The following is a 15200-nucleotide window of genomic DNA, read 5'->3' on the forward strand; positions in this document are numbered from 1 at the left end:
AGGCCGTACGCGGAACCACCGCGTACGGCCTCTGTCACGTCCGCGCAGTGCGGTGTTCGCTCACGGCGAACTGTCGATGACGTCCTGCTTGCCCCAGTCCACCTGGGGTCCGTCGAAGTGGGAAGCATGCCGGGGCGGATGGGCGGCCGAGCCCAACACGAAGACGTCCTCCGCTCCGTCGAGCACCCCGCCCGAGGGATCGTCGTCGCCGCCCAGACGCACCACGTCCCGTTCCGGCATCAGGATGTCGCGCACCACCACGCCGCATAGATAGAGCGTTCCCAGCAGGTGGACGCCGATGGCCCAGTGGTAGCCGTCGGTCGGCAGGCCTTTGTGGGCGTCGCCGCTGGTCGTGTACGCGAGGTACATCCAGATGCCCAGGAAGTACACGACCTCGCACGCCTGCCAGATCAAGAAGTCCCGCCACTTCGGCCGGGCGAGCACCGCCAGCGGCACCAGCCACAGGACGTACTGAGGCGAGTAGACCTTGTTGGTCAGGATGAAGGCCGCGACGATCAGGAAGGCCAGCTGAGCGAAGCGCGGCCGGCGCGGCGCGGTCAGCGTGAGCGCCGCGATGCCCACGGCGCACAGCACGACCAGGAGCGTGGCGAGCGTGTTGACGCTGTCGGTGGTGAGCGGGTCGCTGGAGTTCTGGGCCAGGATCAGCCAGAAGGAGCCGAAGTCGACGCCCCTCTCCTGGCTGAACCGGTAGAATTTGGACCAACCCTCGAAGGCGAAGAGCATGACCGGCAGGTTCACCACGAGCCAGGCCACGACCGCGCCTCCCAGCGCCTTGCCGAAGTCCCGCCACTTCCCGGCACGCCAGCACAGCACGAACAGCGGGCCGAGCAGGAAGACCGGGTAGAGCTTGGCGGCTGTGGCGAGGCCCAGCAGGAGGCCGAACGCCAGCGCCCGCCCCCGAGACCACATGAGCATGGCCAGGGCCGTCAGAGCGACCGCCAGCAGGTCCCAGTTGATGGTCGCGGTCAGAGCGACGGCGGGCGCCAGGGCGACCAGCAGGCCGTCCCACGGCCGCCGCGCGTGCGTCCGGGTCACACACACGGCGATGACGGCGGCGCACGCCATCAGCATCCCGGCGTTGACCATCCAGTACCACTGCTCCTGGTCCTGGATGCTGCCGCTGCCCGGCGTCAGCCAGCCGGCCACCTCCATGAACACACCGGTCAGCACCGGGTACTCGAGGTAGTCCATGTCGCCGGGGAGCTTGTCGAAGTACGGCACGAGTCCGTCGGCGAAACCACGCCCCTGGTAGAGGTGCGGGATGTCCGAGTAGCAGGCGTGCGTGTACTGGGAGCTGGCGCCGAAGAACCAGCCGCCGTTGTAGCAGGGAGCCTTCTGGATCAGTCCTAGGGCGAACATTCCGATCGCCACGAGCGCGATGATCCGCACAGGGGTCCACCAGGACGTCCCCAGCAGGGCTCGTCGGCCGAGGGGGCCGCCGATCAGCTCACTGCCGGCCGCGGCCACCGGGTCGTCGCTGGTCGGCTTTACCGGATCCGGCTCGTTCACGCGGGCCGGCGTCGATTCTGCACTGGGCATGGGCGACATCCTGCCGTACAGACCTAGGTAAACGCCGAGGGCCGCCCCACCTGGTGCGGTGGAGCGGCCCTCGTTTCACGTGAAACATGCGCATGTTTCACGTGAAACACCCAAGCCGGACTACGAGCCGGCCGATCGACGGCTAACCGGCTGGGCCCCCGAAGAACCCGGTACCTCTGTTGTCACCTTGGGTCTCCGACGTGCTCGGCGACGGACTGCTGCCGCCGTTACCGCCATTACCGCCGTTTCCGTTCCCGTTGTTCGTCCCGCCGTTGCTTTCGTCGTCGCAGCCGAAGAAGCGGTTGCAGGTCTCCGACGTGGAGGGCGAGGGTTCGATCGAGGGCTCACTGGGCGACGGCGACGGCGACGGCTTCTCTTCCTCGGTCTCGGAAGCCGACGGGGACGGCGACGGCGACGGCTCCGCGTTCACGACCTCGCCGATGGGCTCGGGCTCCGGGAAGTCCTTCGCCGGGGTGCCCTTCAATGCTTCGGCCATGTAGTCGTGCCAGATCTGCGCCGGGAACGAGGCGCCGTGGATCTTCTTCTGGCCACCCGTTCCGAACATCTCCAGGAACGTACGGTTCTTGTTCGACTCGTCGTCGTCATAGCGGAACATGCTCACCGCGGTCGACAGCTGCGGGGTGTAGCCCACGAACCAGGCCGACTTGTTGCCGTCGGTGGTACCGGTCTTGCCCGCGACCTCTCGGCCGGGCAGCTGGGCGTTGGTGCCGGTGCCCTTCTCGACCACGGTCTTCAGCACGTCCGTGACGTTGTCGGCGACCTTGTCGGTGAATGCCTGATTCGTCTCGTTCTCGTGCGTGAAGATCTGACCCTTCTCGCTGGTGACCTTCTCCACGGAGTACGGATCGCGCTGCTTGCCGCTGGCGGCGAAGGTGGCGTAGGCGCCCGCCATCCGGATCGCGCTCGGGTCGGAGATGCCGATGGAGAACGACGGGAAGCCGCTGTTGGTCAGGCTGGACGGCTTCAGACCCGCCTTCATCGCGGAGTCCTTCACCTTCTCCAGCCCGACGTCCATGCCCAGCTGCACGAAGGCGGAGTTCACCGACTCGCGCATGGCCTCACGCAGGTCGATCTTGAACTTGGGCGGGGTACCGAGGGAGACGTTGCCGTCGTTCGTCTGCAGCCACTCCTCGCCCTTCTCGTTCTTCCAGACCGTGCCGTCATAGTTCTCGATCTTGAGCTTGTTCTTGCCGCTGAACAGGCTCTTCGGCGAGACGATGGTGCGCTCGTCCTGCGCCTGCGACGACCCCTGATCCGGATCGCGCACGCCCCAGGTCATCGCGGCCGCCAGCACGAACGGCTTGAACGTCGAACCGACCTGCGCGCCGGTCTGGTCGGCGTTGTCGGTGAAGTGCTTGGTGGCGTCCTCACCGCCGTAGACGGCCCGGATGGCGCCGGTGGACGGTTCCACGGACGCCCCGCCGAACTGCACGTGGGTGTCGGTGTCCGGGCGTTGCTTCGGCTTGATGTTGTCCTTCTGGACCTTCTTGACCGCGTCCTCGAGCTTCGTGACCTTGTCCTTGTCGAAGGTCGTGTAGATCGAGTAGCCGCCCTGCTGCAGCGAGTCCTGGGTGATCCCGGTCTTCTTGCTGTTGGTGACCAGGTATCCGTTGGCGAGGTCGACGAGATAGCCGACCTGGCCCTTGAGGTCGGTGTTCGACCGGGGGTTCTCCCACGCGGGCAGGGTCATGTACTTGGCCCGCACCGAAGCGTCCAGATGGTCGTACTCGACCATCTTGTCGAGCGTGTCCTGCATCTGGCGCAGGGCCCGCTTGCTGTTGGCGGCGGGCGTGGCGCCGACCGGGTCGACGGAGGTGGCGCCGGCCGGGTCGTAGTACGTGGCGCCCTTGAGCATGGCGGCCAGGAAGGCGCACTCACCCGGGTTGAGCTTGATCGCGTCCTTGTCGAAATAGGCGCGAGCCGCGGCTTGGATGCCGTAGGCGTTGCGCCCGTAGTACGCCGAGTTCAGATAGCCGGCCATGATCTGGTTCTTGTCGACCTCGGCGCCCACCTTGATGGACACGAAGATCTCCTTGAACTTGCGGGAGATCGTCTGCGACTGGTCGTTGAGCATCGCGTTCTTGACGTACTGCTGGGTGATCGTGGATCCACCCTGCGTCTGTCCGCCCCTGGCCATGTTGAAAACGGCGCGGGCGATGCCCTTGGGGTCGATGCCGCTGTCGTCGTAGAAGGTCTTGTTCTCCTGCGAGATCACCGCCCAGCGCATCTCCTCAGGGATCTGCGAGAGGTCGATGTTCTGCCGGTTCGTCTCCCCACCGGTGGCAACCATCTGGCTGCCGTCCTTCCAGTAGTAGACGTTGTTCTGGGCCGTCGCCGTCTTGGCGATGTCCGGGATGCCCACCATCGCGTACCCGATGCCGGCCACGGCCACCAGGCTGCCGACGAAACCGACGAACAGTCCGGTGACGAGCTTCCAGGACGGCACCCAGCGCTGCCAGCCGTCCTTCCCAGCGCGCGGATAGTCGACCAGACGCTTCCGGTCGGGCGTGGCACGCCCTCTGCCCCGGCCCGGGCCGGTGGAGCCGCCACGGCGGCCTCCCGCGGGCTCGGCTGCTCTACGCCGGCCGCCCGCGTTCCTCTGGGGCGTGCGTCGGGCGTCGGCACGGCTGCCGAACGGCTGCTCCTCGCCTCCGACTCCTTGCCCCAAGCCGTAGTCGGAGGGAGATCCGGTGGCGCCTCGCGGTGCCGCGCGGCGGCCGGAGGACGGTCCGGACTGGCCGCGTCGGGCCGCGGCACGTCCGCCTCCCTGCGGCTGCGGCGGTTTGCGACGGTGCTCGCTCATCGAACGATTACTCCTCGGGCAGGCGCATCCGTGCGCGCCTGGAAAAGGCGGCTGGTTTCCTGTCCCCCCAAAGTACGGACGCGGTCGGTCGCGTATTCACCCGTACTGCACCGAGGACCTCGACGCCCCCCGGCGTCTCATGGGTCCCGGTGGTGTGCATGGCGCACAGACTACGCACCGCCAAAACCCGCCTAGCCCCAAACTTCACCCCAAATCAGACAACCTGCCTCCAACTAATCGGGGATGTGATCCCGTTCACCGTTTCCCCTCTTGTCCCATCCGGAAGGTCGTTCTATCGTCGTGATGTATCGAGTCGATACATCAGAGCGACATAAGCCGAGACGGACCGAGGGGAGGCGACGATGAGCCGGCGTTCCGGGATCCTCGAGTTCGCCGTCCTCGGGCTGCTCCGCGAGTCCCCGATGCACGGCTATGAGCTGCGCAAACGACTCAATACGTCACTGGGCGTGTTCCGTGCGTTCAGCTACGGCACGCTGTACCCCTGCCTCAAGACGCTGGTCGCCAACGGCTGGTTGATCGAGGAGCCGGGGCACACCTCCGAGGACGCCCTCGCCGCTCCCCTCACCGGGCGGCGCGCCAAGATCGTCTACCGGTTGACGGCGGAGGGTAAGGAGCACTTCGAGGAACTGCTCTCGCAGACGGGCCCCGACGCGTACGAGGACGAGACCTTCGCCGCTCGTTTCGCCTTCTTCGGGCAGACGTCACGTGATGTGCGCATGCGCGTGCTGGAGGGCCGCCGCAGCCGGCTGGAGGAGCGCCTCGAGAAGATGCGCGCCTCCCTGGTGCGCACACGGGAGCGCCTCGACGACTACACGCTTGAGCTCCAGCGCCACGGAATGGAGTCCGTGGAGCGCGAAGTGCGCTGGCTGAACGAGCTCATCGAGAGCGAGCGGGCCGGACGGGACCTGAAGGGTTCCGACTCCGGGGGGCCCGCTCAGCAAGACACCACATCTGGATCGACGGGCGTCCTGCCCCGTCCCGGGGACACCCCCGGGGCGGATTCGCCCGACGACACCGCCACGTGAGCGCCCACTCAGGGCCTCACTCGTACACACAGGGAGCAACCGGAATGGGTTCGGTTCGCGTAGCCATCGTCGGCGTGGGCAACTGCGCGGCATCGCTGGTGCAGGGCGTCGAGTACTACAAGGACGCCGACCCGGCGGCCAAGGTGCCGGGCCTGATGCACGTGCAGTTCGGGGACTACCACGTCGGCGACGTCGAGTTCGTCGCGGCTTTCGACGTCGACGCGAAGAAGGTCGGCCTCGACCTCTCGGACGCCATCGGCGCCAGCGAGAACAACACGATCAAGATCTGCGACGTCCCGAACAAGGGCGTCACGGTCCAGCGCGGCCACACCCTGGACGGTCTCGGCAAGTACTACCGCGAGACCATCGAGGAGTCCGCCGAGGCCCCGGTCGACGTGATCCAGATCCTCAAGGACCGTCAGGTCGACGTCCTCGTCTGCTACCTGCCCGTCGGCTCCGAGGACGCGGCGAAGTTCTACGCCCAGTGCGCCATCGACGCCAAGGTCGCGTTCGTCAACGCCCTCCCGGTCTTCATCGCCGGCACCAAGGAGTGGGCGGACAAGTTCACCGAGGCGGGCGTCCCGATCGTCGGCGACGACATCAAGTCCCAGGTCGGCGCGACCATCACGCACCGTGTGATGGCCAAGCTGTTCGAGGACCGCGGTGTCCGACTCGAGCGCACCATGCAGCTCAACGTCGGCGGCAACATGGACTTCAAGAACATGCTGGAGCGCGACCGCCTCGAGTCCAAGAAGATCTCGAAGACGCAGGCCGTCACCTCGCAGATCCCCGACCGCGAGCTGGGCGAGAAGAACGTCCACATCGGCCCCTCGGACTACGTGGCCTGGCTGGACGACCGCAAGTGGGCGTACGTCCGCCTCGAGGGCCGTGCCTTCGGCGATGTCCCCTTGAACCTCGAGTACAAGCTCGAGGTGTGGGACTCCCCGAACTCCGCGGGTGTCATCATCGACGCCCTGCGCGCCGCGAAGATCGCGAAGGACCGCGGCATCGGTGGCCCGATCCTGTCGGCGTCGAGCTACTTCATGAAGTCCCCGCCGGTCCAGTACTTCGACGACGAGGCCTACGCCAACGTCGAGAAGTTCATCCGTGGCGAGGTCGAGCGCTAGCCCGACCCCGCACGGAAATTCGCTCCTGCCAGGGCTGAGAAGGGTCCCCGGGTCATCCGACCCGGGGACCCTTCCCTTGTGTGAAGCTGTGCCCATGGCCGTCGTCCGTGATCTGCGCGTCCTGCTGCGCTTCGGGAACTTCCGTCGCCTGCTCGCCGTGCGGCTGCTCTCCCAGTGCGCGGACGGCGTCTACCAGGTCGCCCTCGCCACCTACGTCGTGTTCTCCCCGGAGAAACAGGCGTCGGCCACCGCGATCGCCTCCGCCATGGCGGTCCTGCTTCTGCCCTATTCACTGGTCGGCCCCTTCGCCGGCGTCCTCCTGGACCGCTGGCGCCGCCGGCAGGTCTTCCTCCACGGCAACCTGCTGCGCGCCCTGCTGGCGTCCGCGACGGCCGCCCTGATGGTCGGCCAGGTGCCCGACTGGCTCTTCTACGCCTCCGCGCTGTGCGTCACCGCGGTCAACCGCTTCGTCCTCGCCGGACTGTCCGCGGCCCTTCCGCGCGTGGTCGACGGCGAGCGCCTGGTGACGGCCAACTCCCTTTCGCCGACGGCCGGGACGCTGGCCGCGGTCTCGGGCGGTGGTCTCGCCTTCGTCGTCCGACTGGTGGTCGCGGACTCCGATGCGGCGGTGGTGCTCCTGGCGTGCGCGCTGTATCTGTGCGCTGCGCTCATGTCCCTGTCCATAGCGGCGGATCTGCTCGGGCCCGATCGTGCGCAGGCCCGGCCCCGGCTGGCGGCTGCGCTCAGGGGCACCGCCCGCGGCTTCTCGGCCGGCGTGCGTCATCTGTCCGAGCCGCGGCGCAGAGAGGCCGCATGGGCGCTCGTCTCGATCTCCTTGATGCGGTTCTGCTACGGCGCGCTGACCGTCATGGTGCTGATGCTGTGCCGGTACGCATGGTCGTCCGACCCGGACGACGGACTGGCCCTGCTGGGGGTCGCGGTGGGCGTCTCCGGAGCCGGCTTCTTCGTCGCGGCGGTGGTGACGCCCGCGGCGGTGGGACGGCTGGGCCCACTCCGCTGGATCGTCGTCTGTTCCGCGGCGGCCATGGTCCTGGAGCCCCTGTTGATGCTCCCCTTCGCCCGCACCGCCGCGTTCGTCGCCGCGTTCGCTCTGGGGCTGGCAACCCAAGGCGCGAAGATCGCCACCGACACCGTCGTCCAGTCCCGTGTGGAGGACGGCTTCCGCGGCCGGATCTTCTCTTTCTACGACGTTCTGTTCAACGTCGCGTTCGTCGGCGCAGCCGCAATCTCCGCCCTGATGCTGCCGCCTGACGGCCGTTCCGCCGCGCTGGTGGTCACGATCTCCGTTATCTACGGAGCAAATGCTTGCGCTATGGCCCGCTTTGTACGTCGCCGTGTGTCACATCAATGACACAGACTCCCCCTCAGGTACGGCGTTGTCAGTGGGGCCCGGTAACTTACGTGCGTCTTACTTCGCGAGTGATTTCGCGCCACACCTATGTTTCTAGGGGGACCCCCAAGTGTCGACTCCGCCGCCCCAGGGCCAGAACCCGTTTGCGCAGCAGGGCCAGCAGCCCTACGGCCAGCCCCAGGGCCAGGCGCCCTACCCGCCGCAGGGCGGCTACCCCCAGCCGGGTACTGCTCCCTTCGGCGCCGTTCCTCCCGAGCCGCCGCGCCGCAAGGTCAGCTTCAAGCTGATCAAGAACATCGTCATCGTGGTCGCGGTCATCGGCGCGGCCATCTTCGCCTACATATCGAGCCAGGACGACGCCAAGACGGCAGCGGTCGGCGACTGCATGCACCGGGGCAACAGCAACGACAACGACCCCGACCTCGAGGTCGTCAAGTGCGACTCCTCGCAGGCGCAGTACATCGTGCTCGCGAAGGTCAAGGGCTCGTTCACGGAGCTCACGGCGGACAGCAAGTGCAAGGCCGAGGCCAAGGACTTCCAGTACTCGTACACCGAGACCGGCGACGGCAGCAACTTCCTGCTCTGCCTGAAGGACTACGCGAAGAAGTAAGGCAGTGCGCGAAGGGGCGGTGTTTCACGTGAAACACCGCCCCTTCGCATGTGGGGCGGCCAGGCCACCCTGGGTCATGTTTCACGTGAAACATGGCCCGCGTCGCGATCTCAGCCCTGCTCGGCCCACCACTGCTTGAGGGCGGTCACCGCGGCGTCGTGTTCCATCGGCCCGTGCTCCAGGCGCAGCTCGAGCAGATGCTTGTACGCGTTACCGATGGCGGGGCCAGGGCCGACGCCCAGGATCTCCATGATCTGGTTGCCGTCGAGGTCGGGGCGGATCGCGTCCAGTTGCTCCTTCTCCTTCAGCTGGGCGATGCGCTCCTCCAGCCCGTCGTACGCCCTCGAGAGCGATACCGCCTTGCGCTTGTTCCGCGTGGTGCAGTCCGAGCGGGTCAGCTTGTGGAGGCGCTCCAGGAGCGGTCCGGCGTCCCGGACATAGCGGCGCACCGCGGAGTCCGTCCACTCGCCCATGCCGTACCCGTGGAAGCGCAGGTGGAGTTCGACCAGCCGTGAGACGTCCTTCACCAGCTCGTTGGAGTACTTCAGGGCCGTCATGCGCTTCTTCGTCATCTTCGCTCCGACCACCTCGTGGTGATGGAACGAGACGCGGCCGTCCTTCTCGAATCGGCGGGTGCGCGGCTTGCCGATGTCATGCAGCAGCGCCGCGAGCCTCAGCACGAGGTCAGGGCCGTCCTCCTCCAGGTCGATCGCCTGCTCGAGGACGATCAACGTGTGCTCGTAGACGTCCTTGTGCCGGTGGTGCTCGTCGCTCTCCAACCGCAGAGCGGGCAGCTCGGGCAGCACATGACCGGCGATGCCTGTGTCGGCCAGCAGGGCCAGCCCCTTGCGCGGGTGCGCGGAGAGGATCAGCTTGTTCAGCTCGTCCCGTACCCGCTCGGCCGAGACGATCTCGATACGGCCGGCCATCTCCGTCATCGCCGTGACGACCTCGGCGGCGACCTCGAAGTCCAGCTGGGCGGCGAAACGGGCGGCGCGCATCATGCGCAGCGGGTCGTCCGAGAAGGAATCCTCCGGCGTGCCCGGAGTGCGCAGAACCCGCGCCGCGAGGTCGCCGAGTCCGCCGTGCGGGTCGATGAACTCCTTCTCGGGCAGCGCCACGGCCATGGCGTTCACGGTGAAGTCGCGCCGGACTAGGTCCTGCTCGATGGAGTCCCCGTACGACACCTCGGGCTTGCGCGAGGTGCGGTCGTACGCCTCCGAACGGTAGGTGGTGACCTCGATCTGGAAGCACCGGTCGACGCCTTCGACGCGGGCCTCCTTCTGAAGCCCCACGGTGCCGAAGGCGATCCCGACCTCCCACACGGAGTCCGCCCAGGGACGCACGATCTTCAGGATGTCCTCGGGCCGGGCGTCCGTCGTGAAGTCCAGATCGTTGCCGAGCCGGTCGAGCAAAGCGTCCCGGACCGAGCCGCCGACCAGGGCGAGGGAGAACCCGGCCTCCTGGAAACGGCGGGCGAGGTCGTCGGCGACAGGGGCGACCCGCAGGAGTTCGCTCACCGCACGGTGCTGCACCTGGCTCAGGGCGCTGAGGTTGTCTTCGTTGGCGTTCGGCACAACAGAAGAGGGTACGTGGCCCGGCGGGCCGAGGCCGCCCTGTTTCGGTGCGGCCGGACGTACCCTGGGGTAAGGGTGCAACCTCGGTATTTGATGCCCATAAGCGGCTACTAGAACGTCCGACTGCATACCGGCACACAGCGGACCGCCCACCGTTCTTTCACGATCTTGTGGCGGACTCCGCGGCACTTCCCCTCAGCGCGCATCGTTACCATGCGTGGACGCACATTCCGACGACCACTGACGACGACGAGGGACGGGCGAACGCGTGGCCGAGGCGGCAGACTTCCCGGGGATGCATCCCTCACCTGCCCGCCGGTGGCTGCGGCGCACCGGCGCACTGCTCGCCGGGGCGCCCCTGCTGGCCGGTCTCCTTCAGCTGCCCGCGCAGGCCGCCGGCCAGTCCGCCGCCAAGGACTCCTCGGACGCGGGAACCGTGGCTGTCGCCGTCGACTCGCTCACCCCCGCCGCTCCCGGCGACGGGGACACGGTGACCGTCTCCGGCACGGTCACCAACAACGGCAAGCAGGCGGTCACCGACGCCCACGTGGGCCTGAGCGTGGGCTCGCCGCTCACCACCCGCTCGGCGATCGACAGTGCCGCCGACCACGCGGACGCCCTCCCCGCCGAGGGCACCGAAGTGGGCGGCAAGTACGTCGCCGGGTTCGCCGAGCTCGCGCCGGGCGTCGCCGAGCACTTCACCATCGCCGTCCCGGTCGACAAGCTCGACCTCGACAAGGACGGCGTCTACCCGCTGAGCGTCACCCTGTCCGGGGAGACGTCGGCCAGGCAGTGGGAGCAGGTGCTGGGCGTCCAGCGGACCTTCCTGCCGTGGCAGCCCGACACCGCGGACACCCGCACCCGGACGACTGTGCTGTGGCCGCTGACGTCCAGCGTCCACATGACGGCGGAGACCGGCTCGAACGCCCAGCAGACGCCGGTTTTCCTCAACGACGACCTGGCCCGGGAGATCGCTCCCGGCGGCCGCCTCGACCAGCTCCTGAGCCTCGGCAGGGACCTCGACGTCACTTGGGTGATCGACCCGGACCTGCTGGCGTCCGTCGACGCCATGACCGGCAGCTACCGGATCCGCGGCGAGGGCGACACCACCACGGCCGGCACCCGGCAGGCGGTCGCGAAGCAGTGGCTCGCCGATCTGCAGAGCGCGGTGACCGGCAGGGAAGTCGTGGCGCTGCCCTTCGCGGACCCGGACCTGGCCTCGCTCGCGCACAACGGCACCGGCGTCACCGGCTCGCTGAACCAGCTCAAGGCCGCCACCGACGTCGCAGCCACCACGGTGGAGACAGTGCTCCACGTGACCCCGAGCACCGACTACGCCTGGCCGGTGGAAGGCGCCGTCGACCCCTCGATCGTGAAGGTCGCCACCTCCGCCGGCGCCGACAAGGTGATCGCGCGCAGCGACAGCCTGACGGACGGCGACCTCTCGTACACGCCGTCCGCGGCCCGGCCGATCGGCGGCGGCATCACGGCGGTGGTGGCGGACGCACGGCTGTCGACGGTGTTCCAGGGCGATCTGACGAGGGCCTCCGCGACCACGCTCGCCGTGCAGCAGTTCCTCGCCCAGAGCCTCGAGCTGAACCTGCAGACGGACAAGCAGCGCAGCATCCTCGTCGCCCCGCAGCGCCTGCAGACCGCCGCCCAGGCCAGGGCGCTGGCGCAGGCCCTCACGACGCTCCAGTCCGCCACCTGGTCGCAGGCCCAGCAGCTCACGGCGACCGCCAAGACCAAGCCCGATCCGCGCGCCAGCACCACGGTCCCGCCGAAAAAGGCGTACCCCTCCGCGCTGCGCAAGCAGCAGCTCCCCCGGTCGGCCTTCGAGCAGATGGCCGAGACCCAGGAAGAACTCGACAACTTCAAGGTGATTCTCGCCCGGGAAGCCCGCGTGGTGACCCCCTTCGGGCGGGCCATAAACCGCGAGATGTCCACGTCCTGGCGAGGCCGCAGTACCGCCGCGAGCGCGTTCCGGCAGAGCGTGCGGGCGTACCTCGACACGCTCACCGGTCAGGTCAAGCTGATCGACAAGTCGGACACGAAGCTCTCCGGGCGCAGCGCCACCATCCCGGTGACCGTGCAGAACAACCTGGTCCAGGGCGTCGACCACCTGATTCTGCGGCTCACGTCGACCAACCCGACCCGCCTGGAGATCGGCGGCTACGACTACAGCGAGCAGCGCGTCACCATCTCCGGCGGGCACACGTCGACGGTGAAGTTCACCACGTCGGCCAACGTCAACGGTCAGACACGGGTGATCGCGCAGCTGTACACCGAGGACGGACAGAAGTACGGCAAGGCGGTCGCCTTCGAGGTGAAGGTCACCGAGATCACGGCCACGGTGATGCTGGTCATCGGCGGCGGCGTCCTGCTCCTCGTGCTGGCGGGCTTCCGCATGTACACCCAGCGCAAGCGCGCCGCGGCCCGGCGGGCCGAGGAGCCGGACGAGGCCCGGGAAGCCGGTGAGGCCGACCCGGAAGCCGGTTCCGACGGGTCGGGCGAGCCCGGCGCCGGGCCGGAGAACCCCGGGGATTCCGTGGGGCACGCCGGGGAGGAGTCCGGCGCCCCGACCGGTGCGGACGACCCGCAGCAGCCGAGTGACGGGACACCGGACACCGCAGCGGAAAGCGCGGACCCGTCCGGCACGGGTGAGAGAGTGGACCGTTGAGGATGTCGTGGCCGGTGGGCCCGGGACGATGAGGTGGGGTAACCATGAACGCGCCGTACGAGGGTGACCGCGGCCAGGCCGCGGGCGGCTCGGGCCCTCCCGAGGGCATGCCGCCCGAGAACGGGCAGGTGCCGCCGCAGCACCCCGCGGACATGTACCTCCAGGACGCCTACGACCAGGATCCCTACCGGTCCCAGGACCTCACCGCGCAGGACCCGGTCGCCGAGGCGCTCTACGACCGTGCCGCGCACCCTCCGCCGCCCCCGGGCGCCCACCAGCCGCCGCAGCCGCTGTACGGCACGCCTCCACAGTCCCCGTACGCCCCCGACCCGCGTATGTGGGCCCAGACCCCGGCGCCCGAGCCTGACGGCCCCACCCAGTACCTGCCCTACGGCGACGACCCGCGCACCACCCAGTTCGTCGGCGTCGACGACCTGGTGACGCACTCCGGCGAGCAGCAGCACCAGCCCGACGCCTTCGCCCATCTCTTCCGGGACCAGCAGCAGAGCGGCCACCCGCAGCAGGCCGGCTCGGCGGAGCCCCCGGCTGTGCCGGGCCCGGCACAGGCTCCCGGCGGCCCGACCGCGGCTGCCCGCTACCAGGCCCCGGCGTCCCCGTCGCCCGCGGTGGACCAGACGATGAACCTCACCGCCACGCCCGACGCCGCTCCCGTGCCCGACGCTGCGGCCGCCCCGAAGAAGGGCGGACGCGCCGCGGGCCTGCTGAAGTCCAGCGCCGTCATGGCGGCGGGCACGATGGTCTCCCGCCTCACCGGCTTCGTCCGTTCCGCGCTGATCGTCTCGGCGCTCGGGGTCGGCCTCCTCGGCGACACCTTCCAGGTCGCCTACCAGCTGCCGACGATGATCTACATCCTGACCGTCGGCGGCGGCCTCAACTCCGTCTTCGTGCCGCAGCTCGTGCGCGCGATGAAGGAGGACGAGGACGGCGGCGAGGCCTTCGCCAACCGCCTGCTCACGCTGGTCATGGTGGCGCTCGGCGTGCTCACCGTCGCCGCGATCGCCGCCGCGCCCGTGCTGATCCGTCTGCTGTCCGACTCGGTGGCCAGCGACCCGGCGGCCAACGAGGTAGGCGTCACCTTCGTCCGCTACTTCCTGCCCTCGATCTTCTTCATGGGCGTGCACGTGGTGATGGGTCAGATCCTCAACGCGCGCGGGAAGTTCGGCGCGATGATGTGGACGCCGGTCCTCAACAACATCGTCATCATCGTGACGCTGGGCATGTTCATCTGGGTCTACGGCACCTCCGCCGACTCGGGCATGAAGGTCACCACCATCCCGCCGGAGGCCGAGCGGCTGCTCGGCGTCGGCGTCCTGCTCGGCCTGGTCGTGCAGGCCCTCGCGATGATCCCGTACCTGCGCGAGACCGGGTTCCGGCTGCGGCTGCGCTTCGACTGGAAGGGCCACGGCCTCGGCAAGGCGGCGACCCTCGCCAAGTGGACCGTCCTGTTCGTCCTGGCCAACCAGGCCGGCGCACTCGTCGTCACCCAGCTGTCCACGTCGGCGGGCAAGGACTCGCCGGTCGACGGCACCGGCTTCGCGGCCTATGCAAACGCCCAGCTCATCTGGGGACTGCCGCAGGCCATCATCACCGTCTCGCTGATGGCCGCGCTGCTGCCCCGCATCTCCCGCTCGGCCGCCGAGGGCGACGGCGGCGCCGTCCGCGACGACATCTCGCAGGGCCTTCGCACCACCGCGGTCGCGATCGTGCCGATCGCCTTCGGCTTCCTCGCGCTCGGCATCCCGATGTGCACGCTGATCTTCGGCTCCTCGGGCACCGGCGAGGCCACGAACATGGGGTTCATGCTGATGGCCTTCGGCGTCGGTCTGATCCCCTACTCCGTGCAGTACGTCGTCCTGCGCGCCTTCTACGCCTACGAGGACACCCGCACCCCGTTCTACAACACGGTCATCGTGGCCGCGGTCAACGCGAGTGCCTCGGCGGTCTGCTACTTCGTCCTCCCCGCCCGCTGGGCGGTGGTCGGCATGGCCGCCTCCTACGGCCTGGCGTACGCGATCGGCGTCGGCGTCGCCTGGAACCGGCTGCGCAAGCGGCTGGGCGGGGACCTCGACGGCTCCCACGTCCTGCGCACGTACGCCCGGCTGTGCATCGCCTCCGTACCGGCGGCCCTGATCAGCGGCGCGGCCTGCTACGCCATCGGCCACAGCCTCGGTCAGGGCGTCCTGGGCTCGTTCGCCGCGCTGCTGGCCGGCGGGGCGCTGCTGCTCGGCGTCTTCTTCGTCGCCGCCCGCCGCATGCGCATCGAGGAGCTCAACTCTCTCGTCGGTATGGTGCGCGGACGCCTGGGTCGTTGAGACAAGGGGTAGTCGCACAACCATCGCCCGCCGCCGCGTGTCGTGCATAGCGGCGGACTGTGGGCACAATT

Annotated in this window: 9 protein-coding genes; 6 read left to right on the top strand and 3 right to left on the bottom strand. The window is 68.6% G+C overall.

Features of this window, described 5'->3' with window-relative positions; translation table 11 throughout:
• Positions 1–60 precede the first annotated feature (60 nt).
• Complete coding sequence (locus tag ACN6LD_RS07365; RefSeq protein ID WP_445042728.1) at positions 61–1560, bottom strand: glycosyltransferase family 87 protein; 1500 nt, start codon at positions 1558–1560, stop codon at positions 61–63.
• A gap of 142 nt (positions 1561–1702) precedes the next feature.
• Positions 1703–4384, bottom strand: a complete 2682-nt coding sequence (locus ACN6LD_RS07370; RefSeq protein WP_445042729.1) for a transglycosylase domain-containing protein — start codon at positions 4382–4384, stop codon at positions 1703–1705.
• Positions 4385–4746: 362 nt separating this feature from the next.
• Here ACN6LD_RS07370 and ACN6LD_RS07375 point away from each other — a divergent pair, with 362 nt between their 5' ends.
• From ACN6LD_RS07375 to ACN6LD_RS07390, 4 genes are all read left to right on the top strand, one after another.
• The gene (locus tag ACN6LD_RS07375) at positions 4747–5430 is read left to right on the top strand and encodes a PadR family transcriptional regulator (protein ID WP_319188045.1); all 684 of its coding nucleotides are present in this window, start codon (positions 4747–4749) and stop codon (positions 5428–5430) included.
• A 44-nt stretch (positions 5431–5474) separates the two neighbouring features.
• Entirely contained in the window at positions 5475–6557 is a 1083-nt protein-coding gene (locus ACN6LD_RS07380; RefSeq protein ID WP_445042730.1) for an inositol-3-phosphate synthase, read from the top strand.
• A gap of 94 nt (positions 6558–6651) precedes the next feature.
• Complete coding sequence (locus tag ACN6LD_RS07385; RefSeq protein WP_445042731.1) at positions 6652–7929, top strand: MFS transporter; 1278 nt, start codon at positions 6652–6654, stop codon at positions 7927–7929.
• A 109-nt stretch (positions 7930–8038) separates the two neighbouring features.
• Positions 8039–8539, top strand: coding sequence for an LppU/SCO3897 family protein (locus tag ACN6LD_RS07390; protein ID WP_445042732.1), 501 nt, complete (start codon positions 8039–8041; stop codon positions 8537–8539).
• Positions 8540–8649: 110 nt separating this feature from the next.
• Here ACN6LD_RS07390 and ACN6LD_RS07395 read toward each other — a convergent pair whose 3' ends face one another.
• Positions 8650–10116 carry a CCA tRNA nucleotidyltransferase gene (locus ACN6LD_RS07395; protein ID WP_319188053.1) on the bottom strand — a complete coding sequence of 489 codons (1467 nt, stop codon included), beginning with the start codon at positions 10114–10116 and terminating at the stop codon, positions 8650–8652.
• A gap of 268 nt (positions 10117–10384) precedes the next feature.
• Between ACN6LD_RS07395 and ACN6LD_RS07400 the strand changes: the two genes are divergently transcribed.
• Positions 10385–12796: a DUF6049 family protein gene (locus ACN6LD_RS07400; protein ID WP_445042733.1), complete on the top strand. Its 2412-nt coding sequence runs from the start codon at positions 10385–10387 to the stop codon at positions 12794–12796.
• Positions 12797–12840: 44 nt separating this feature from the next.
• Positions 12841–15129 (top strand): murein biosynthesis integral membrane protein MurJ, encoded by a 2289-nt coding sequence (murJ, locus tag ACN6LD_RS07405; RefSeq protein ID WP_445042734.1) that lies wholly within the window; start codon positions 12841–12843, stop codon positions 15127–15129.
• Positions 15130–15200 lie beyond the last annotated feature (71 nt).

The organism is Streptomyces sp. SAS_272 (assembly GCF_052543235.1).